The organism is Pseudomonas sp. efr-133-TYG-103a, from assembly GCF_030209235.1.
Lineage (GTDB): Bacteria > Pseudomonadota > Gammaproteobacteria > Pseudomonadales > Pseudomonadaceae > Aquipseudomonas.
The window spans coordinates 17,813-37,475 of the sequence record NZ_JARVSK010000016.1 but is presented as its reverse complement, the minus strand read 5'-3'; the positions used below and the strand labels follow the sequence as shown (position 1 = coordinate 37,475).

Genomic DNA, 19,663 nt, shown 5'->3' with positions numbered 1-19,663 from the left:
CCCTTCCAGACGCTCGGCTCAAGGCCTTATCAGCTGCATTTGCTGGCGATAATCGTCAGTGACCTGACGTGCCTGTTGGGCGCCGGCCACCACGCGTGGGGTGATCAGGACGATCAGCTCGGTGCGATCTTTCGATTTGCTGGTGCTGCCGAACAGCCAGCGCAGACCGGGAATATTGCCCAGGCCCGGAACGCTGGAGGTCGATTCGGCGTTGTCCTGCTTGATCAGCCCGCCCAGCAGCACCGTCTGGCCGCTCTGTACCGCAACCTGAGTGGAGACCGAACGCGTGGAGATGCTCGGATTGGGCTGCGCCGTGGTCACGCCGCTGGTGTCGGCATTGCTGACCTGCTGCTGAATGTCCATGTACACCAGACCACCCGGATTGATGCGTGGAGTGACGTCGAGGATGACGCCGGTCTGCACGTACTCGACGCTGCTCAGCGTGGTGTCGGAGTTGCTGGTGTTGACCGTGGTCTGGCTGATGGGGATGTTGTCGCCCACCTGAATCTGCGCCTGCTGGTTATTCATCACCACCAGCGACGGAGCCGACAGCACTTGTGTGCGGCCATTGGTTTCCAGGGCATGCAGCGCCACTTGCAGGTTGTTGCTGACGAAGGAGTAAAACAGCGAATCGGTGGCGCCCAGGCCGGCCCCACCACTGCCCAGTGCACCCTGACTGCCGGCGGTGTTCGCCACTGTCGTGCTGGATGAATTGCCCGCCAGTTTACCCAGGTACCATTGCACGCCGAGGTCCAGTTCGCCGCTCAATCGGACTTCGAGGATGCGTGTCTCGATCTGCACCTGCAGCGGCAGATTATCGAGGCGCTTGATGGCCGACTCGATCTCCTTCCACTGCGCCGGACGGGTGCGCACCAGCAACTGATTGGTGCTCTTCTGCGCCGTGATACGCACGCTCTCTTCCAGGGTTTTCTGGCCGCTTCCAGCGCTGCTGGCGTCGGCGGCGTCGTCACCGCTCTGCTCATTATCAGCGTCGTCAGTCGGCTCGGCCTCGGCATCGGCCGGATCCTGCCGGGTCGCATTGTCACGGGTGGTGGTGCTCAGGCCGCCGAGCACCTGATTGCTGCCCGCGCCGCCGCGGGTGCCGTTGAGCGAGGACAGCGATGTGGTGCGCAGGCCCGGCGCGACTTTGGCAGCGGCGTCGTCCTTGATCGCACCGTTGCCGTAGATCTGCCGCAGGTACCTGGCCAGGTCCGACGCCTTCATGTTGCGCACGTCGTACACGTACATCTGCGGCTCGTTGCCGCCGCCATCGTCAATGGTCTTGATCCAGTTGCCCACCTCCTGCAGGTACGCAGGCTGGCCCGAGATCGCCACCACCGATTTGGTCCGCTCGTTAGGCATGAACTTGATCATCCCGGCCAGCGGCGTGCCGCTGTCAGGACCGAACAGCTTCAGCAACTGCGGCATCAGCTCGGACACAGACGCGTGTTGCAGGCCATAAACGCCGATGGACATGCCCTTGAGCCAGTCCACATCAAAGGTGTCGATGGTGTCTTGATAGTTGGCCAGTTCCTCCGGCGTGCCCGCCAGGCTCAGGACGTTGCGGCCCGGATCGACTAGCAGGAACGCATTTTCCCGCACGAATGGCTTGAGCAATTTCTGCATCTCTGTCGCGGCGATGAAGCGCAGCGGGTACAGCCGCGCCGACATGCCCGGCGCGGGCTCGGCGACCGGCATTTGCGGCACCAGCTTGCCCGCGACCGCTTGCGCTGCGGGCAGGATCACATAGCGGTCGCCCTGGCGAATCATCGCGTTGTTGGTCCACGACAGCAGGGTTTCCAGAATCGACAACGCCTGCTGCGGGTTGACCGGCCGGGAGGTGGAGAAGCTGACGTTGCCCTTCACGCCCTGGGCGATGCTGTAGTTGGCGTGCATCAGGTCACCCATCACGGTGTTGATCACCGCTTCGATGGGCTGATCGGTGAAGTTGAAAACGATCTCGCCTGGCGTCTCGCTTGCTGCTGATGGCCCCGAGTTCTGCGGATGAATGAACCGCTGATTGCCGACGATGATCTGGCGCCGCGCGCTGGTGGTTGTGTCCGGTCCAGGCGGGTCCGACGTGACCTGGGCAGGCGCTGCCACAGGCAATTCGCTGCGCTGCGAGCCTGTGCCGTTCAGGGCTTCGAGCAGCAGATCAGGGTCGTTGCCAGGGTCGCGCGAAGGCACGGCGCAACCTGCAAGCAGCAACGCAGCGGTCAGTCCCAGGGTCGGGGGGCGCAAGCGCGCGGTCATCGGAGTGCAGCGAAACATATCAGTCATGGTGCCGTTACGTGTGGAAGGGTCATCAGGGAGGCCGCGCCGGGCGCAGGAAGGCGCGGCACTGGCAGATTCAAGGTGTACGCCTGTCCCTGGCGCTGGAAGGTGGCACTGCCGGCGTCGACCTGGTGCAACACCCAGCCACTGTCCAGCGCTTCACCCTGCTTGAGTTTCAGATTGTGTTGACCGGCCAGGCGCAGCAGTGCCCAGCGCGTCTGGCCGTCGACCACCACGCCGGTGAGGCGAACCCCGCTCAACTGCTCGGCGTCCGGGCCGGCTTTGCTGACGTCCGCTTGTCGATCGGGACTGAACAGCGGGTGTTGCCATGCGACCTCGCGCGCGCCGGGCGACAGATCGGTCAACGGCGGGACGCTGGCGGACCTGATCGGTGCAGGCGGCGGCGCATCGGGCTGCGCCCACTGCAGGTCAGGTTCGCCGCCGAGCCACAACCAGGCCAGCGCGCCGGCCAACAGGCCGTTCAGCACGAGCAGCGCCCATGTGTTGCGATCGAGGCTCATGCCGTCGGCCTCCCGGACGCTGCCGTCAGATAGCCGCGCAACAGCAGCTGGACCTTCAGTCGGCCCGCCGCGCCCGCGGGTTGCGCATTGATGGCACGACTGACATTCAGGGCTTCGACGAACAGCGACGGCTGGCCATATTCGAAGCTGTGCAGCAGTTGCATCAGCGGTTCGGTGCCGCACTCCAGCGTCAGGCTGACCTTGACCTGTCGATAGGCCTGAGTGCTGTCCTGCTCGGGAATGATCGGCACGCGCTGGGTGACGTCGCATCCCGGCCCCAACGCGGCCACGCGCTTGATCCGGTCTACGGCGATCTGCATCAGGTCGGCGGCGACTGCACTCGGGTCATCGCCGGGCAATAGGCTGCGGCGACTGGCCGGGTCCTGACGTGCGCGCTCAAGCTCGGCATGCACCGCGGGCGCCTGGGCGAGCGCCGCCGCGTACCGTTGATGCTGGGTCTGCAACACCTGCAGTTGCTGATCGAGGTCGGCCATGGGCGTCGCGAACCAGCTGTCGATCAGCACCGACCATCCGGCCCACAACAACAGCGCGAGCACGCTCAGGGCGGCGATCCGGCGTGCGTTACGATCAAGGGGTCGGCGCATCGGCGGCCTCCTGTCGAAGCCGGGCAGCGAGGGAAAATCGATCCTTGCCCGATTGAGTATCCGGCTGGATCACCCCTTGAAAGTGCGCCTCCTGCACGCTGTGGCAGTCGCGCGCCCGATTGATCAGCGCGCTGGCCTGAGGGCTCTGCCCGCTCAGGCTGATGTCCCCACTGTCGCGAACTTCCAGTTGTTCCAGCCAGGTGTCGTCGCCCAGGCACTGGCTGAGCTCGGTCAGCAGCACCGTCAGGCTCGGCCGCGCCGTCTTCAAGCGGGCCAGATAACCGGACGCGCCCAGAGTGTCAGTAAGCTCGCGACGCGACGCCTCGAGCCCGGCCATCTGCTGACGTTGCCCGGCGACTTCCTGGCTCATGCGTTCGACCAGCGTCTGGCGGCGGTCGAGCGCAGTCAGCATCAGGCCGACGATCAGCAGCACGCCGCTCAGCAACAACACGCGATGGGTTCGCGCCCTGCGTGAGGGCGCAGGCCGCATCGGCGTCGGGAGAAGGTCGACGCCCAGCGCTTCGCCGCGCGCGTCTTCGGCATCGATGGCGTGCAATTCCAGGCCCGTCCGCTGGCACGCCTCGATCAGCGACATGAGCCGCTCGCGATCGACCGCCACCAGCAGCACCGAAGCCCGGTCCACCGTGCGCTGAATGACCCGAGCGCTGAAATGCACCTGCTCGGCGCTAAACGGCGTGTAGCGATCGATTTCGAAGGCCATGACGCGCTGCAGATCGACCGTTGCCGCCGCAGGCAGGCTGATGCGCTGCGCCATGACGTCGGCGAAGGGCAGCACCAGCACCGCACGCCCCGTCGCCCCCACTGAAGGCAAGGGCCAGCCGATGCGTTGAATCGCTGCGCCCGAGGCCAGACGACTGCGCACGGACGCCGGCAGCAAGTCGTGCAGCTCGTCAAGCCACGCACACAGCCAGCCACGAAAGCGGCTGACGTGCCAATGATGTTCCAGGCGGCTCGCCCACTCGGCCAGCCGCTTCAGCGGGGTATTCAACACTGCTTTCATTCTTGCCAGCGCAGGACGCGAAACGGCCTGGCGCCCTCCTTTACCGAGGTCAACATCAGGGTCGCCTGCAAGGTCGCGCGATCGCCGTTTGGCAGAAGCGCTTGACTGACGACGGTGAACATCTGGCCGGGATCGGCACCCGGCGAACGCACCACGGGCAGGCCCAATGCCTTGGCCAGCGGCACGGGGGCGAAACCCGGATCCGGTTGCGCCTGCCCGGAACAGACCGTGATCCAGGGCGCCATGCAGCGAAATAATGCGTAACTCATGCCCGGCATCTGGCGAAACTCCTCGAGGGTGCGCAGCGGCACGGGATCCAGCCGCTGGCGCGTCAGGGCTTCCAGCGACGACGCGAGGGCCTGTGGATCGGCGCCGCAGAACGTCAGCAGGCGGCCGACGTCTTGGGTCGAGGCTGCGTTGAGGTCCAGCTTGCCGCGTTCGCTGTACACGCTGACTGACAGCTGAGCCTCATCGAAACGCAGCCCATGGGGGACGCCATCGGCCGGCCAGCGCGCCTTGGGATCACGGGCCTGCAAGGCCATGACGGCCTGGCTCAAACCGGCCTCGGCCGCGAACATCGCGCGCGTGTGCGCCACCTGCCATTGCGCCTGCCGGTTCTGCAATTGCACCGTGGCGGCCAGCGCGCCCAGCAGCGTGCTGAGCACCGCCAGTACCCACAACACCATCAGCAATGCAACGCCGCGCTGAACGGTCATGGCGATGGCTCGCTTGCCAGGTCCAGCCGTAATCTCACTTGCTCAGTGACCCACGACGCGCCGCCGGCTAACCGCGCTTCAATGCGCACCGTCCGCGGCAAGCGCTCGGGCCACGGCCACTCGCTCAGCCAGCCGCTGTCCTTGCCCAGCGGTGCAAGCCCTCGGTAACTGAACGCCAGCGCCTCGACCCCGGACAACAACAGCTGCGGCTCACCCAACCGATGCAGCGCAGCCCCGTCCAGGCGTGCCAGATCCACGCGCAGACGTTGGCGTTCCAGGCTCAGCCGCTGCCGATAAATGCCGCCGCCCACCGAGTCCGGAAGCGGCGCGTAGAAACTCATCGACTGCCGATGGCCGATGAACCGCTCCGGTTTCGCCGCAGCGTCGCCTTCGGTGAGCGGCAATGCCTGGCCAATGGAACGCCGCAGGAAAGCCTGCGCGGCGCGTACCTCATCCAGTCGGGTTGCGAAACGTCCGGCCTTGGCGGATGCGCGATTGGCGCCGACCAGCGCGGTGCCGATCAATCCCATCAGCAGGCCGAGCAGGCTCAGCACCACCAGGATTTCCAGCAGCGTGAAGCCCTTCTGACTCATGCCCTTGCGTCTCATGGCAGCGCACTCGCAGCCTGAACACGCTGGGTGCTGAAGCGGGTTTCGCGGCCGTCGGACTTCAACAGCACATCGACCCGCAACAGTCGCGCGGCGCCGGCCAGCGACGGCTCCGGGCTGACCTCCAGCGTCCACTGCACCTCATCCCAACGGCCCTGACGACGGCCTGGCACAAGCGGTGAGCTGTCCAGTTCATCCATCAACGAACGCGCCGCCTGACTCAACCGATCGCTGCGGGCACTTTGCTGTAAGGCGCGCGCGCTCTGACCGAACGCCGCGAGCAGCACGCTTGCGCAGAGCGCCAGGACCGCCAGCGCCGCGAGCATTTCCAGCAATGTGAAACCGCGCTGAGTTGAGGTCATGGCACGTCGCGCAGGGTCACAGCGCCCGTCAGCCAGTTGATGTCCACCCGCCACCGGCGCTGGTCCCGGGCAATCGACACGTGGCCGCCGCTGGCCCCGCCGTCCGTGTAAAACTCGAAGGCGGCGCCCAGGCCTTCAGCGGTCTGTACCTGCACCGTCCAGTCTTGCGGCCAGTGTCTGACGGGTTTGCCTGGGGCCTGTACGGTCCGCAGGCGCAAGTCGAAACGCGCGCGGGCGGGTTGCCCGGTGACGATCGCCTGCACGCGAGCCGCACGCAGGGCATTGACCACTTGCCCCAGCGCCTGGCGCTCGTCGGCGCTGTGCAGCCCGCGTTGCAGGCCGTATCCCGCCAGCCCCGCGGCCACGCCGATGAGCACGATCACCACCAGCATCTCAAGCAAGGTGAAGCCACGGGCACGCGTCGGGTTTTGCATGGGCGCGGTTATTCCCAGTTGCCCAGGTCGGCCTTGTAGCCGTCGCCGCCCGGCTGCCCGTCCTGGCCGAAAAAGATCAGGTCGAAACTGCCGTGCTCGCCCGGAAAGCGATAGCCGAACGGATGGCCGAACGGGTCTTTGAGGTCCGAGGCCTTGGCGTACGGGCCGGCCCAGCCGGTCGCATTCGCCGGTTTGGTCAGCAGCGCCTGCAGATTGGCGGGCGGCGAGCCGACATCCAGGCCGTAGCTCTCGATTTTCATGTTCAGGCTGGCAAGTTGCGCCTTGCCCGCGCCGTACTTCCCCTTGTCGACGTTGCCGCCCACCTGACGCACAACGATGGTCGCCACGATGCCAAGCAGCACGATCACCGCGAGCATTTCCAGCAAGGTAAAACCACCCTGACGACGGGTCGATTTCATGGTTTTCATGGTGACTTCCTTCAAATGTTACTGGTGAGGCTCATCAGCGGCAGCATGATGGCGAGCATGATCACGGCGACCATTACGGCCATGACCACGGTGAGGGTCGGGACCAGCGCAGCCAGCATACGGTCGATGCCGCGTCTGGCTTCTACGTCGAATACCTGCGCCACCTTGAGCAGCATGCGGTCGAGCTCGCCGGACTGTTCGCCGACCTCGATCATCTGAATCGCCAGCTCCGGCAGCAGCGGCTGCTGGCCAAAGGCGCTGGCGAGGGTGCCGCCGCCCTTGACCCATTCGGTGGCCTGCTCGACCTGGGCGACCAGCGCACGGTTGCTGCACACCTGACGCACCACCTGCAATGCTTGCAGCAACGCCACGCCGTTACCGAGCAAGGTGCCGAGAGTGCGCGCCAGACGGGCGGCTTCGACGCGTTGCAGCAGGGGGCCGATGATCTTCAGGCCCAGCAGGCGACGGTCGTGGCGCTGACGTCGGGCCGGGCTGCGCAGGGCAACGGCGCTGCTCCAGATCACGGCGATGATTGCGGCCAACAGCGCCAGCCCCCACGCGCTGAGGAATTCGCCCAGCGCGAGAATCGCCTGGGTGATCAGCGGAATCGGCACGCCCAGATCGCGGAAGATCGGCACGAACTGCGGCACCACATACGCCAGCAGCAAAGCCAGCGAACCCAGTACGCCGACGATGAGAAAAGCCGGATAAATCAGGGCGTTGATGACCTCGCCACGCAGCATCTGACTGCGTTCCAGATAGTCGCTGAGCTGACTGAGCGTATTCTCCAGCGCCCCGCCCGCTTCACCGGCGCGCACCATGCTCACGTAGAGCGTGGAGAACTGCCCGCCCTCTTCTTCGAGCGCCTGTGAAAAGGGTTTGCCGGCCTTGACCTGCTCGCGAATGCGCTCGAACAGCGCCCGCGTCTGCGGGGCCTGAGTCTGGCGAATGAGGATGTCCAACGAGCGCTCCAGCGGCTGGCCCGCGCTCAGCAGCGTCGCCAGCTGCTGGGTAAAGGCGACCAGCGCAGCGCCGTTCAGCGCGTGAGTGACCCGCACCTGGCGCTGGCTGCCGGCTTCGATGTTCAGCACCAGCCATCCACGGGCCTGCAACTGGCTGACGGCGCTCTGCTCAGTGGCGGCCTCAAGTGTGCCGCTGTGGGCAGCACCATCGGCGTCCAATGCTCGGTAACGAAAGCTGCGCAGATCACTCATCGCGGGCCACGCGCAGCACTTCTTCCAGCGACGTGGTGCCGGCCAGCGCCTGCCGCAGGCCCTCTTCGAACAGCGTGACCAGACCGTTACGTCGCGCCGCCTGTTCCAGCGTCGCGGCATCGGCCTGACGCATGAGCAGGCCACGCAGCTCGTCATTCATCACCAGCAACTCGGTGATCGCGCTGCGCCCGTGATAACCGCCGCCGACGCTGTTGGCGTCCGGGCGATACAGCAGGATCGGGCGCTGATCGGTGTACTGGTCCAGCCGGTGGCGGGCGATCAGTTCCGGCGGTGCTTCGAAAGCAACGCGGGTCTGCGGATCCAGTCGGCGCACCAGTCGCTGGGCGAGGATGCCCTGCAAGGTCGAGGCGATCAGGTAATGCTCCACACCCATGTCGAGCAAGCGCGTGATGCTCGCCGCGGCGCTGTTGGTGTGCAGGGTCGACAGCACCAGATGGCCGGTCAGCGACGACTGAATGGCGATGCGGCAGGTCTCCAGATCGCGCATTTCGCCGATCATGATCACGTCGGGATCCTGACGCACGATGGAGCGCAGCGCGCCGGGAAAATCCAGGCCGATGGCCGGCTTCACCTGAATCTGGTTGATCCCCGGCAACTGATATTCCACCGGGTCTTCGACGGTAATGATCTTGCGTTCGGCGGTGTTGAGCCGAGACAGTGCGGTGTACAGCGTGGTGGTCTTGCCCGAGCCGGTCGGCCCCGTTACCAGCACAATGCCGTGGGGACGCTCCAGCAGATCGAGCAACGTGTCCAGCCGTGGCCCCTCGATGCCCAGCGTCGGAAAATCAAAACCGACGGTTTCGCGGTCGAGCAGGCGCATGACCACCGACTCACCGAAACGGGTGGGCACGGTGGACACCCGCAAGTCCAGCTCCTTGCCCTGCATGCGCAGCATGATGCGGCCGTCCTGAGGCAGACGACGCTCGGCGATGTCCAGCCGGGCCATGATCTTGAGCCGCGAGATCACCGCCGCCGCATGGCTGGACGGCGGCGCTTCACCCTGCACCAGGACGCCGTCGATGCGATAGCGCACTTGCAGGCGGTCTTCGAAAGGCTCGACGTGAACGTCTGAAGCCCGCGCTTGCACCGCTTTGTGCAGAATCAGATTGACCAGACGGATGACCGGCGCTTCCGACGCCAGGTCCTTCAAATGCTCGATGTCCTCCAGTGCCTCGCCGTCGACGTCCAGCGACTCGATCAGGGCATCCATCGCCGTCCGCCCCTCGCCATGGAAGCGCTCGATCAGAGCGTTGACCTCAGCCGTCGTGGCGATCATCAGCGACAGCGGCTGCCCGGCCCGGTAGCGCAGCGCGTCCAGCGCATAGCCCGAGACCGGGGCAGCGGCGGCGACGCAGACCTGTGAGGAGTCAGACTCGAACATCACCACGCCGTAATGACGCAGAAACCGCTCGCTGCAGGCCCGCTCAGGCAACGGCTCGATCGGTTGCTCCAGCGACAGGCGCGGCACCGCCATCAGCGTCGCATATGCCTGTGCAACCTCTTCGTCCCGCACCGCCCCCAGGCGAATCAAGGTGCTCAGGATATCGTCGTCGGTGCCGCTTTCGGCCAGGCACAACTTTCTCGCGCGGCTGATATCAGCCACTTTGATGCCAGTATGTTCCGCCAGCCAGTCACAGACACTGGCCTGCAACGGGATATGCACGCACTGTTTCGACATTGGGTATTCGGGGCAATAAGCCACTAATGAACGCTCTGATCAAACAGCGCGAGCACGTTCAAGAAAAATAAAGTCGACGACAACCGTGCCGGACACTTTTATTCAAAGCGGCAGCAACTAACGTCGGATAAATAGCTAATTAAAAGAGACGCTTTAAGTAATCCTTCTTAACGCCGACATAGCTTATCAGGTCACAAAACCTAACTGCAATTAGGTTTACTAATTAGCAATTTAAAACCGTTAAACATTTTTGTTAAGCAATAAAAACCCAAAAGCTTGTCAATTACAGCAATCATCAACCAATAATTCAGATATTTCTCTTGGAAACGCGAAGAGCACCCAACGCTTTTAACGGCACCAACGGTCGGTTATTCCACATTGATCGGCTTTCACAAAAATAACTTTGCCGGCAGTGAACTTTTAAAGGCATCATCCGGACTTAGTATCCGGTCGCCCATGCACGCTTGTTTTATCGACGAGCGATCGGCTAGCTATTCCGCCCTTTATCGAGAAGATATAAAGATGAATCGACTCCTGTTGCCTGTCATGGGCACACTGTTTTTGTGCGCCCAGAGTTTCTCTGTGTTGGCCGCGGATTCAACTTCCGCCGCGACGGACGCTGCTTCCCTGCAACACCAGCGTGAACAGATCGAAGCGAAACGCGATCAGATCAGCGGCGTTGCTCAACTGAGCAAGCGCACCGACGCAGGCACCGCTGCTGTCATCGATACCCCGGTTGCCACCGATGACGCCCCGGCGCAGGAGCAGCAACCATGAAATCCCCTGCCCTCGCCGTCTTTCGCCACACCCTGAACCTGAGCCTGCTGGCCTTCGGTGTCGCCCAGGCCAACCTTGCGCTGGCGGCCGTGACGCCTGCCACCGGCAACGAAGTCGAGGCGCGCGTCAGCTCGATCCTCGACAACATGAGCACCTCGGAGAAGATCAATTTCACCCGCGTGAACGACGGCCACATGATCCCGCCGTTGCTCAAGTGGGGCATCAAAGGCACGGTCGCCTACGACTCCTCGATGGGCGTGCACGTCAACAACGCCACCTTTGGCGCTCAATACCCTTCGCAGTCGGCACTGGCGGCGACCTGGAGCATCAACCGCGCCAAGGAATTCGGCCTGGCCATCGCCTACGAAACCCGCATCTCCGGCGGCCAGCAGATGCTCTCGCCGGGCGTCAACCTTTACCGCACGCCGTTTGGCGGTCGCGCCGCCGAGTACATGAGCGGTGAAGACCCGTTCCTCGGCGCGGTGCTCGCACCTGCCGTGGTCAACGGCATTCAGGCACAAGGCATCCAGGCCAGCGGCAAGCATTACGTGGCCAACGAGCAGGAAGCCAATCGCCAGGCCGTCAATGTCAAGGTCGACGAACGCACCCTGCGCGAGATGTACCTGCCTGGGTTCGAGTCGATGGTGAAGAACGCCAACGTCGCCTCGATCATGTGCGGTTTCAACAAGATCAACGGCGACTACGCCTGCGAAAACCATCACCTGATCACCGACGTGCTCAAGGGCGAATGGGGCTATCAGGGGATGGTCATCAGCGACTTCAACGCCATTCATGACGCGTTCAAGGGTGCATGGGCCGGGACTGACATCGACATGCCGTCGGGGCTGCAATTCACCGAAGCCAACCTGATGCCTTACCTGTGGAGTGGCCAGCTGACGCAAAACGTCATCGATGACAAGGTCAAGCGCAACCTGCGCGGCATCGTCAGCTACGATCTGCAGGAACACCTCAACACCGCCCAGACCCTGGAGCACACCGAATACGGCGCCCAGGCGGCACTGAATACCGCGCGCGAAGCGATGGTGCTGCTGCGCAACGAAAACACTTCCGCCGGCAAGCCCCTGCTGCCACTGGCGCGTTCGGCGAAAATCGCCGTAATCGGTGACTGGGCCCATGAAGCCCCGGCGTCCCCGTTCGGCACCGCCAACTCGCCGCCCGACAGCTACGTGACCGAACTCAGCGGCCTGCAGCAACTGGCATCGAGCAGCGCCAATGTCACCTACCTGCCTGCGCTGAGCCTCGATCCGAAGAGCTCGGTGTGGTATCAGCCGTCCACTGGCCGCAACGACATCAACAACGCCGGCGTGAAAGCCGAGTACTTCGCCAACACCGGCTTTTCCGGTGATCCGGCGCTGACCCGCGTCGAGCCGGGCATCAACCTGAACTGGACCACCAGCACCAACGTCACCGATGCAGGCACCACCACTGTGTCCGGTTTCAACCCGACGGCGGGCGCGTTCTCGGCGCGCTTTACCTCGACCATCAAACCCACCGTGTCCGGTCCGCAGGTGTTCAAAGTGCGCGCCGATGGCCCGTACAAACTGTGGGTGAACGATGAACTGGTGCTGCAAAGCGACGGCGTGCCGTACTCCTCCGACGTCGTGAACGCGCTGGTGACCTCGGGCAAGACGTCATCGCTCAAAGCCGGCAAAGCCTATTCCGTGAAACTGGAATACCAACGCATTCAGGGCAACTTCATCCCTGCGCTGGGCGGCCTGACAGGCGTGCAGATGAGCTGGGCGGCGCTCAAGCCACCGGCGGACCTTGCCAACTATGACGCTGTAGTGATCGCCACCGGCAGCACGTCGGAGAACGAAGGCGAAGGCTCTGACCATGGCTTCGATCTGCCCGACCAACAGGCGGACCTGATCAGCGCCGTGGCCAAGGTCAACCCCAACACCATCGTGGTCATGCACGGCGGCGGGATTGCCAACATGCAGCCGTGGGCGAAAAAAGTCGGCGCGACCCTGCAAGCCTGGTTCCCCGGCCAGCAAGGCGGTCAGGCGCTGGCCGAGATTCTGTATGGCAAGGTCAACCCGTCGGGCAAGCTGCCGGTCACCATCGACAAGCAGATCGAAGACAACGCCAGCTATGCCTCGTACCCGGATCCAAGCCAGTACCGTGGCGACAACGCGCTGACCGAGATGACGTACAAGGAAGGCCTGTACCTGGGCTACCGCGCCTACGACAAGAATCACACCAAGCCGCTGTACCCGTTCGGCTTCGGTCTGTCGTACACCACTTACAGCTATAGCGACCTGAAGCTGTCGAGCAACGTGCTTACGCCGGGCGCGACCGTGAACGTCAAGTTCACCGTGACCAACACCGGCGACAAGGCGGGCTACGAAGTGGCGCAGCTGTACGTGCAGCCGGTCAAGCCGACGGTCGATCGTCCGGAGAAAGAGCTCAAGGGTTTCACCAAGGTGTACCTCAAGCCGGGAGAGAGCAAGACGGTCAGCATCCCGCTCGATTCACGTTCGCTTGCCTATTACGTGGACAGCACCGACAGCTGGAACGTCGATGCCGGCAAGTTCAAGATTCGCGTGGGTACCCACTCCGGTGACCTGGCGCTGAGCCAGACGCTGACCACGCTTTATCCTGAGCAACTGACCACCCGCGACAGCAACCCGCTGCCCGCCCCGCTGCGCAAGGCCGTGCAGGTTTCGGCGGCGCAGGCTTACTGACGATTCGCAGGCTCAGGGATGAGCCTGTTTCCCCGGCCTGATGTCCTGCGCCAGACGGCGCAGGTAATTGTCGAAGACACCCATCACATCCACGGACGCCCGACCGCGCAGCCACTGGATCTGCAAACCGTCCATGAGCGAGAACAGTTCCTGGGCCAGGGCCGCAACGTCCACATCCCCGCGTATTTCCCCGCCGTTCTTCAATGACTCCAGATGCGCCTGGGCGTGCTGATGGACTTTGTCGAAATTCTCCTGATGGCGACTGAACGCCGGATGCTTCTCGGACAGGCTCTCGACGTTGATCATCAGCGCAGCCTGACACTCCTGGGCATCTTCCACGCTGAACCCCATGCTCATGCGCAGAAAGCGCAGAAATCCGTCCAGCGTCGGCTCGGTTTCCAGTTCGCTGAAGCGCTCCACCACGCGCTGCTCGCGCCGGTCGAGCAAGGCCTGCAATAGCGCGGTCTTGTTGGGAAAGTGATGCAGCAGGCCGACCGTGGTGATGCCGGCGAGGTCTGCGACATCGCGCATCGACGCATTGAGATAGCCGTCTCTGGCAAAGACTTGCGTGGCCGCATCCAGCAGGGCCATTCGGCGCATTTCTCCCTTGGGCGCGCGGCGACGCCGGGGCGCAGGCGGCTCGACCGGTTCGTGCTGCTCATCCATTACCGACATAACGACTCCATGACCTGTAAGTGTTGCCACCTGCCCTGCCGGCAGACGCAGTGATTCAATTCAGACTGTTGGCGCGCAGGCGCGAGAACCGCCGGGTGAGCAGCCACGCTGTGATGATCGCCAGCAACGCCACCGACGCATTGCCCAGCCACATGCCGCTCAAAGCACCGACACCGCCGGCCCACTGTGCGCCGAAATAAACGAAGGGCAGCGTGCCTGCGGTGCCGCGCAACCAGCCAAACACCGGCACCCACCACGCGCCGCCCATGGTCAGAAATGTCGACTGAGCGACGAAGTCCAGACCAAACAAAATCCACAGCCCGGCGCCATAGCGGGAGAAGGCCAGAAACATCTCGCGGCCGGCATCGGCCAGTTGAAAATAATCTGCGATCATCGGCCCCGACGCCGCCAGGATCAGCCACAGCGCCACACCATAGAGGACCACTAACCGGCGTGTAAAGCCGACCGCCCGCGCGGCCCGGTCATCGCGCCCGGCCCCCAGATTCTGTGCCAGCACCGGCACCAGGGCGGTGGGCAAGGCGAAGTAAAGGCAGTAACCCAGCTGCAGAAACCGGTCGATGACCGCCATCCCCGCCAGCACCGAAGTGCCCAGCGTCGCGAGGGTCACCATCAGGTAGGTAATCCCCAGCGGCATCGCCAGATTGGCGAGCATGGCCGGAATCGCGACGCGCGCCGTGCGACGTGTGTGCAGGCTGAACAACCTGTACCGCACCCTCGTGGACACCCCCAGATACCGCCGCACGCAGACCAGCCCGACCAGCGCAGACAGCGTCGCGGCAACCAGACAGGACAGGCCCGCCCCTTGAATACCCATGCCCAGTGCGAAGATGAACAGAGGATCGGCCATCGCCAGCGTCAGCGCTCCGGACAGCAATACCGCCAGCGCGGTGCGTGGGTGCCCTTGGGACGTGAGCAGTTGCGCGGACATCTGCGCCAGCGCCATCGGCACACAGGACGTCAGGCTCATCGCGATGAACGATCGGGACGCCTGATCGACCTCACCCACCGCGCCGAACCATCGGCCCAGCGCCCCCAGACAGACGTATTCCACGCCCGCGATCAGCGCCGACGCCAGCACGGCCATGAGCAACAGATGGGTGACCAGCCGCGCCAGTCGCTTACGTGCATGCTTGCCGATCCGTTCGGACAACAAGGCACCGGCGGCGATGATCACCCCGGACACGAACGCGCCGTTGAGGAACATGAGGGTTTTGGCCATCCCCACCGCAGCCAGCAAGCGCTGATCGCCAAGCCGTGCAACGTAGGCCAGGGTCAGAATATCCACCAGAAACACGGCGAGCAGACTCAGCGCGCTGGTACTGACCAGGGTCAGCACGTGCCGCGCAATGGAGCCTTGGGTGAACGTCGCACAGGGCTCCGGCATTGGCGCTCTCGATGGCAGAAAGTGAAGGAGACGAATCTGGGCCGCCAGCATAAAGCAGTATCGACGCCGGACCTAACGTGCGCAGACGCCAGGTATTCAGGTGCGCACTGACCGCCGCTTCATTCGCCGACCAACGCGTGTGCAGTCGCCGCCAGTTGGCTGCCTACCCGTGCTTTCAGGGTTTCGATGAAGCGAGTGATTTTGGCGTCCACGAACTGCCGGGAGGTGTAGACCGCATACACGTTGCGCTCGTAGGTGTGGTAATCGGGCAACACCCGCACGAGCCTTCCGGAACGCAGGTCGTCGATCGCCGAAAATCCGGCGAGCAGACCGATTCCCGCGCCCTCGCGAACCGCGACCGCCATGGCGTCCATGTCGTTCACGCTCAAGCTGGGTCCGGCAGGCGTGAACGTCGCGGTGCCGGCCTTGCTCTTGAGCTGCCATTGGTCCCGCACATAATCCACGGTGCCCAGCAGCAGGCACTGATGTGCGGCAAGATCGTCCGGCACCACCGGGGCCGGGTGTCTGGCCAGGTAGTCGGGCGACGCCACCAGCACGCAGTGGCTGACCCCGATCTTCTGACTGACATAGGCCGAATCCGGCAGTGCCCGGGCGATCAGAATCGACACATCGAGCTGGTCTTCAAGCAGATTGGGCATCCGCTGGGAGAGCAGCAGATCCACCGCCACTTCCGGGTATTCGCGGCGGTATTCCAGGATCGCGCCGGTCACCAACTGACGCGCCAGCCCCGGCACGCAGTGCACCCGCAACGTGCCTTTGGGTTTGAGCAGCGAATTGCTGGCTTCCGCTTCGGCGTTCTCGACATCGGCGAGGATCGCGGTGCAACGCTCATAAAACCGTCGGCCCGCGTCGGTCACGGACAAGCGCCGGGTGGACCGTTGCAGCAAGCGGGCGTCCAGCATGTTTTCGAGCGCCGAGACGGCGCGCGAGACGTTGCCGACGGTGGAATCGAGATGATTCGCCACGGCGGTAAAGCTGCCCATCTCCACGACTTTGACGTACACAGACATGTTTGAAAGCTTGTCCACTCCTGCCCTCCTTTTGCCGATGCCGCTCAAAGCGACGACGCAACACTTCATCTGATCCGGATGTTCCCGTGCCCGCACTTCCCGTCCGGCACTGCCCGGGCGGCCGATCGCCGGCGACGTCCGCTCATGATGGCGACCCGTCATCCGCGGCGCAATCGCTCGGACGGCCTTCGATATTACCTCTGCGCACAACAGTGATTCCCTTCCCGCCCGCTAAATCGGACACGGCCTTCTCCCTAGACTGGATCACACAGCCCGCCTGCGTCGGCGCGCGATACCTGACACCAATTTTCGACCACACAGGAAATCCAGTCCCATGAATACGCCTTACGACTCGCTCTACCTTTTCATCGCGGGTGAATGGATCGGTGCCCAAGGCCGAGAAACCGCCGCCGTCGTCAACCCGGCCACCGAAACCGAGATCGGCCGTGTGCCGCTGGCCACAACCGAGGACCTGGACCGTGCGTTGCAGGTTGCCCAGGCAAGCTTTCAGGTCTGGCGCCGGACGGTGCCTGATCAGCGAGCGAAGATCCTCAAGCGCGCCGCCGATCTGATCCTGGAGCGTGCGCCGCACATTGCCTCACAAATGACGCTTGAGGAAGGCAAACCGCTGGGCGAAAGCATGGATGAAGTCACCCGCGCCGCCGAGTACTTCGAGTGGTTCGCCGAGAGCGCGCGGCGCATCGACGGTCGCGTCGTGCCGGCTAACCGTCCGGGCGTGCTGCAAATGGTCAAACGTCAGCCGATCGGCCCGGTGGCCGCGTTCACACCCTGGAATTTTCCGGCCATTACCCCGTCGCGCAAGTTATCCGCAGCGCTGGCCGCAGGCTGCAGCGTCATCCTCAAGCCCGGCGAGGAGAGCCCTTCCACCGCGCTGGCGCTGGCCCGCGCGCTGGACGACGCTGGGTTGCCGAAAGGAGTGCTGCAAGTGGTTTTCGGCGTGCCGGATCAAGTGTCCCGCCATTTGATCGCTTCACCGATCATCCGCAAGGTCACCTTCACAGGTTCGGTGCCGATCGGCCGGCTGCTCTCCGCCCGGGCGGCGGAAGGCGTCAAGCCGATCACGCTGGAGCTCGGCGGACATGGGCCGGTGCTGGTATTCGACGACGCCGACGTGGAAAAAGCAGCGGTCGAGGGTGTCGCGAACCGATTTCGCGGCACCGGCCAGGTGTGCATCTCGTCCACGCGCTTTCTGATCCAGCGCAGCGTTTACGCGCGTTTCGTCGAGCACTTCGTGGCCGCCACCCAAGCGCTGAGAATCGGCAACGGCCTGCACCCGCACGTTCAGGTCGGCCCCCTCGCCAACCCGCGCCAGCTGGCCAAGATGGAAGAGCTCATTGCCGATGCCGTCGCCAAGGGCGCCCGCGTGTTGACCGGCGGCGAACGGCTGCCGGGTCAAGGCTTCTTTTTCGAGCCGACGGTGCTCGCCGACGTGCCCATGAACGCTCGGGTAATGCATGAAGAGCCCTTCGGTCCCATCGCAATCCTGATGCCCTTCGACGAACTGGCCGACGGTCTCGAGGAAGCCAACCGCCTGCCCTACGGCCTGTCTGCCTACGCATTCACGTCCAGCGCACGCACCGCCATCGACGTGGCGGACGGCCTGGAGGCCGGCATGATCGGCATCAATCAGTACCGCATCGTCGCCACCGAACTTCCCTTCGGCGGCGTGAAGGAAAGCGGACACGGCTCGGAAGGCGGTATCGAAGGCATCGAGCATTACCTGACCCACAAATTCATCAGCCAGATCTGAGGACGCGGACATGTCGAACATCAATTTCAGCAGCCCCCGCGAAGCCGCCAGGGCGTTCACCCCGAAACTCTCGCAGTTCGTCGACGCGACGCTGTACCCGCAGATATGGAGCGACCCGGAGCTGTCCTTGCGTGACCGAAGCCTGATCACCGTCGCGGCGCTGATTGCCGGGGGACATGCCGAAGAGCTGCCGGCGCACCTGCGCCGCGCGCTGAGTAACGGTGTCACCCAACGGGAGTTGTCTGCGGTCATCACGCACCTGGCGTTCTACGCAGGATTTCCTGCAGCCATCACCGCGTCTGCCATCGCCAACGCCACCCTCACCGAATCGGAGCAACAGCCATGAGAGCCATCATCATCGAAGACTTCGGCGATGCCGACGTGCTGAAACTGCGCGACGCGCCAAGGCCCGAGGTGCGCCCGACCGATCTGCTGGTGCGTGTGTATGCGGCGGGCGTGAACCGCGCAGACCTGACGCATCGCACCGGCGGCTACGGACACCCCGACTTCGGCGACTCACCGATCATCGGCCTGGAAATCGCTGGCGAAGTGGTCGAGACCGGCAGCGGCGTCGCGGGTTACCAGGTCGGGGATCGGGTGATGGGCGTCGTGGGGGGCGGCGCCTATGCCGAACTGGCGCGGATCGACTACCGCATGGCGATGCCTGTTCCGGCGCGACTGGACTACGTCCACGCAGCGGCCATTCCGGAAGTGTTCGTCACCGCCCACGAGGCGATGATGCACCTGGCAGGGCTCAAGGCCGGCGATCGCGTGCTGATTCATGCCGCCGCGGGCGGGGTCGGTTCCGCTGCGGTGCAGCTCGCCTACGCCACCGGCGCCACGGTGTTCGCCACCACCGAGGGCAGCAAACTGTCGCGGGTCGAGCACTTGGGCGCCGATGTCGCGATCGACTACAAGACCCGGGATTTTGCCGAGGTCATCGCGCAGGCAACAGAGGGCCAGGGTGTCGACGTGATCATCGACTTCGTCGGCGAGCCGTATTTCGAGCGCAACATTGCCTCACTGGCCAAGGGCGGCCGCCTGATTCAGGTCGGCATCCTGGGCGGTGGCGGCAGCGTGAAAGTCACGCTGGAGCAGATTCTTTACCGGCATCTGCAGATCATCGGCACTGTCATGAAATCGCGCACCCAGCCTGAAAAGCACGCCATGATCAAACGCTTCCGCGAACACTGGCTCGATCGGTTCGAAGGAGGTGCCAGCCTTGAGCCGGTCGTCGACAGCACCTTTGCGCTGTCCCGCGCCGCCGACGCCCATCGCCGCATGGAGTCATCGGAAAACGTCGGCAAGATCATCCTGACCCTGCAGCCTGAAGACCTCGTTTGAATCGCAGTCCGCGAAGCCTTGCAGCGATCCCTGGCGTCGCTGCGCTGCTTTGAGGCCGCGTCGAGACGCATTG

At 64.0% G+C, this 19,663-nt stretch carries 19 protein-coding genes; 5 read left to right on the top strand and 14 right to left on the bottom strand.

Translation table 11 applies throughout. From position 1 onward, the window contains the following. Positions 1 to 18: 18 nt before the first annotated feature. Genes gspD through QRN36_RS13890 form a run of 11 tightly spaced genes read right to left on the bottom strand, consistent with a single transcriptional unit; the run spans position 19 to position 9,882 of the window. Positions 19 to 2,280 (bottom strand): type II secretion system secretin GspD, encoded by a 2,262-nt coding sequence (gspD, locus tag QRN36_RS13940; RefSeq protein WP_373568749.1) that lies wholly within the window; start codon positions 2,278 to 2,280, stop codon positions 19 to 21. Continuing rightward, positions 2,277 to 2,795 carry a hypothetical protein gene (locus tag QRN36_RS13935; RefSeq protein ID WP_285424558.1) on the bottom strand — a complete coding sequence of 173 codons (519 nt, stop codon included), beginning with the start codon at positions 2,793 to 2,795 and terminating at the stop codon, positions 2,277 to 2,279. The genes gspD and QRN36_RS13935 overlap by 4 nt, the downstream gene beginning before the upstream one ends. Further along, on the bottom strand, positions 2,792 to 3,400 hold the full coding sequence (gspM, locus tag QRN36_RS13930) for a type II secretion system protein GspM (protein WP_285424557.1): 609 nt from the start codon (positions 3,398 to 3,400) through the stop codon (positions 2,792 to 2,794). Before gspM ends, QRN36_RS13935 begins: the two co-directional genes overlap by 4 nt. Continuing rightward, the gene (locus tag QRN36_RS13925) at positions 3,384 to 4,409 is read right to left on the bottom strand and encodes a type II secretion system protein GspL (RefSeq protein WP_285424556.1); all 1,026 of its coding nucleotides are present in this window, start codon (positions 4,407 to 4,409) and stop codon (positions 3,384 to 3,386) included. Before QRN36_RS13925 ends, gspM begins: the two co-directional genes overlap by 17 nt. A gap of 8 nt (positions 4,410 to 4,417) precedes the next feature. Next, on the bottom strand, positions 4,418 to 5,137 hold the full coding sequence (locus QRN36_RS13920) for a general secretion pathway protein GspK (RefSeq protein WP_285424555.1): 720 nt from the start codon (positions 5,135 to 5,137) through the stop codon (positions 4,418 to 4,420). Next, positions 5,134 to 5,745 (bottom strand): prepilin-type N-terminal cleavage/methylation domain-containing protein, encoded by a 612-nt coding sequence (locus QRN36_RS13915; RefSeq protein ID WP_285424554.1) that lies wholly within the window; start codon positions 5,743 to 5,745, stop codon positions 5,134 to 5,136. Before QRN36_RS13915 ends, QRN36_RS13920 begins: the two co-directional genes overlap by 4 nt. After that, positions 5,742 to 6,107: a prepilin-type N-terminal cleavage/methylation domain-containing protein gene (locus tag QRN36_RS13910; RefSeq protein WP_285424553.1), complete on the bottom strand. Its 366-nt coding sequence runs from the start codon at positions 6,105 to 6,107 to the stop codon at positions 5,742 to 5,744. The genes QRN36_RS13915 and QRN36_RS13910 overlap by 4 nt, the downstream gene beginning before the upstream one ends. Beyond that, the gene (locus tag QRN36_RS13905; protein WP_285424552.1) at positions 6,104 to 6,541 is read right to left on the bottom strand and encodes a GspH/FimT family pseudopilin; all 438 of its coding nucleotides are present in this window, start codon (positions 6,539 to 6,541) and stop codon (positions 6,104 to 6,106) included. The genes QRN36_RS13910 and QRN36_RS13905 overlap by 4 nt, the downstream gene beginning before the upstream one ends. A gap of 8 nt (positions 6,542 to 6,549) precedes the next feature. Beyond that, on the bottom strand, positions 6,550 to 6,960 hold the full coding sequence (gspG, locus tag QRN36_RS13900; RefSeq protein WP_285424805.1) for a type II secretion system major pseudopilin GspG: 411 nt from the start codon (positions 6,958 to 6,960) through the stop codon (positions 6,550 to 6,552). 20 nt (positions 6,961 to 6,980) lie between these two features. Beyond that, positions 6,981 to 8,174 (bottom strand): type II secretion system inner membrane protein GspF, encoded by a 1,194-nt coding sequence (gspF, locus tag QRN36_RS13895; RefSeq protein WP_285424804.1) that lies wholly within the window; start codon positions 8,172 to 8,174, stop codon positions 6,981 to 6,983. Between the two features lies 1 nt (position 8,175). Further along, on the bottom strand, positions 8,176 to 9,882 hold the full coding sequence (locus tag QRN36_RS13890) for a GspE/PulE family protein (protein WP_285424551.1): 1,707 nt from the start codon (positions 9,880 to 9,882) through the stop codon (positions 8,176 to 8,178). A 522-nt stretch (positions 9,883 to 10,404) separates the two neighbouring features. Between QRN36_RS13890 and QRN36_RS13885 the strand changes: the two genes are divergently transcribed. Both QRN36_RS13885 and QRN36_RS13880 read left to right on the top strand, forming a co-directional pair. Beyond that, positions 10,405 to 10,659, top strand: a complete 255-nt coding sequence (locus tag QRN36_RS13885) for a hypothetical protein (protein WP_285424550.1) — start codon at positions 10,405 to 10,407, stop codon at positions 10,657 to 10,659. After that, complete coding sequence (locus QRN36_RS13880) at positions 10,656 to 13,364, top strand: glycoside hydrolase family 3 protein (protein WP_285424549.1); 2,709 nt, start codon at positions 10,656 to 10,658, stop codon at positions 13,362 to 13,364. Before QRN36_RS13885 ends, QRN36_RS13880 begins: the two co-directional genes overlap by 4 nt. 12 nt (positions 13,365 to 13,376) lie before the next feature. On the opposite strand, the gene QRN36_RS13875 is transcribed toward QRN36_RS13880, so the two are convergent. From QRN36_RS13875 to QRN36_RS13865, 3 genes are all read right to left on the bottom strand, one after another. Continuing rightward, positions 13,377 to 14,039 (bottom strand): TetR/AcrR family transcriptional regulator, encoded by a 663-nt coding sequence (locus QRN36_RS13875; RefSeq protein WP_373568748.1) that lies wholly within the window; start codon positions 14,037 to 14,039, stop codon positions 13,377 to 13,379. 55 nt (positions 14,040 to 14,094) lie between these two features. After that, a complete protein-coding gene (locus QRN36_RS13870; RefSeq protein ID WP_285424548.1) occupies positions 14,095 to 15,444 on the bottom strand; it encodes an MATE family efflux transporter in 1,350 nt (449 codons plus the stop codon). A gap of 119 nt (positions 15,445 to 15,563) precedes the next feature. Beyond that, positions 15,564 to 16,493 (bottom strand): LysR family transcriptional regulator, encoded by a 930-nt coding sequence (locus QRN36_RS13865; RefSeq protein WP_285424547.1) that lies wholly within the window; start codon positions 16,491 to 16,493, stop codon positions 15,564 to 15,566. 316 nt (positions 16,494 to 16,809) lie between these two features. Here QRN36_RS13865 and QRN36_RS13860 point away from each other — a divergent pair, with 316 nt between their 5' ends. The 3 genes from QRN36_RS13860 to QRN36_RS13850 are packed head-to-tail and all read left to right on the top strand — an operon-like array spanning position 16,810 to position 19,590. Beyond that, positions 16,810 to 18,246, top strand: a complete 1,437-nt coding sequence (locus QRN36_RS13860; RefSeq protein WP_285424546.1) for an NAD-dependent succinate-semialdehyde dehydrogenase — start codon at positions 16,810 to 16,812, stop codon at positions 18,244 to 18,246. 10 nt (positions 18,247 to 18,256) lie between these two features. Continuing rightward, on the top strand, positions 18,257 to 18,592 hold the full coding sequence (locus QRN36_RS13855) for a carboxymuconolactone decarboxylase family protein (RefSeq protein WP_285424545.1): 336 nt from the start codon (positions 18,257 to 18,259) through the stop codon (positions 18,590 to 18,592). Then, positions 18,589 to 19,590: an NAD(P)H-quinone oxidoreductase gene (locus QRN36_RS13850; protein ID WP_285424544.1), complete on the top strand. Its 1,002-nt coding sequence runs from the start codon at positions 18,589 to 18,591 to the stop codon at positions 19,588 to 19,590. The genes QRN36_RS13855 and QRN36_RS13850 overlap by 4 nt, the downstream gene beginning before the upstream one ends. Positions 19,591 to 19,663: the final 73 nt, after the last annotated feature.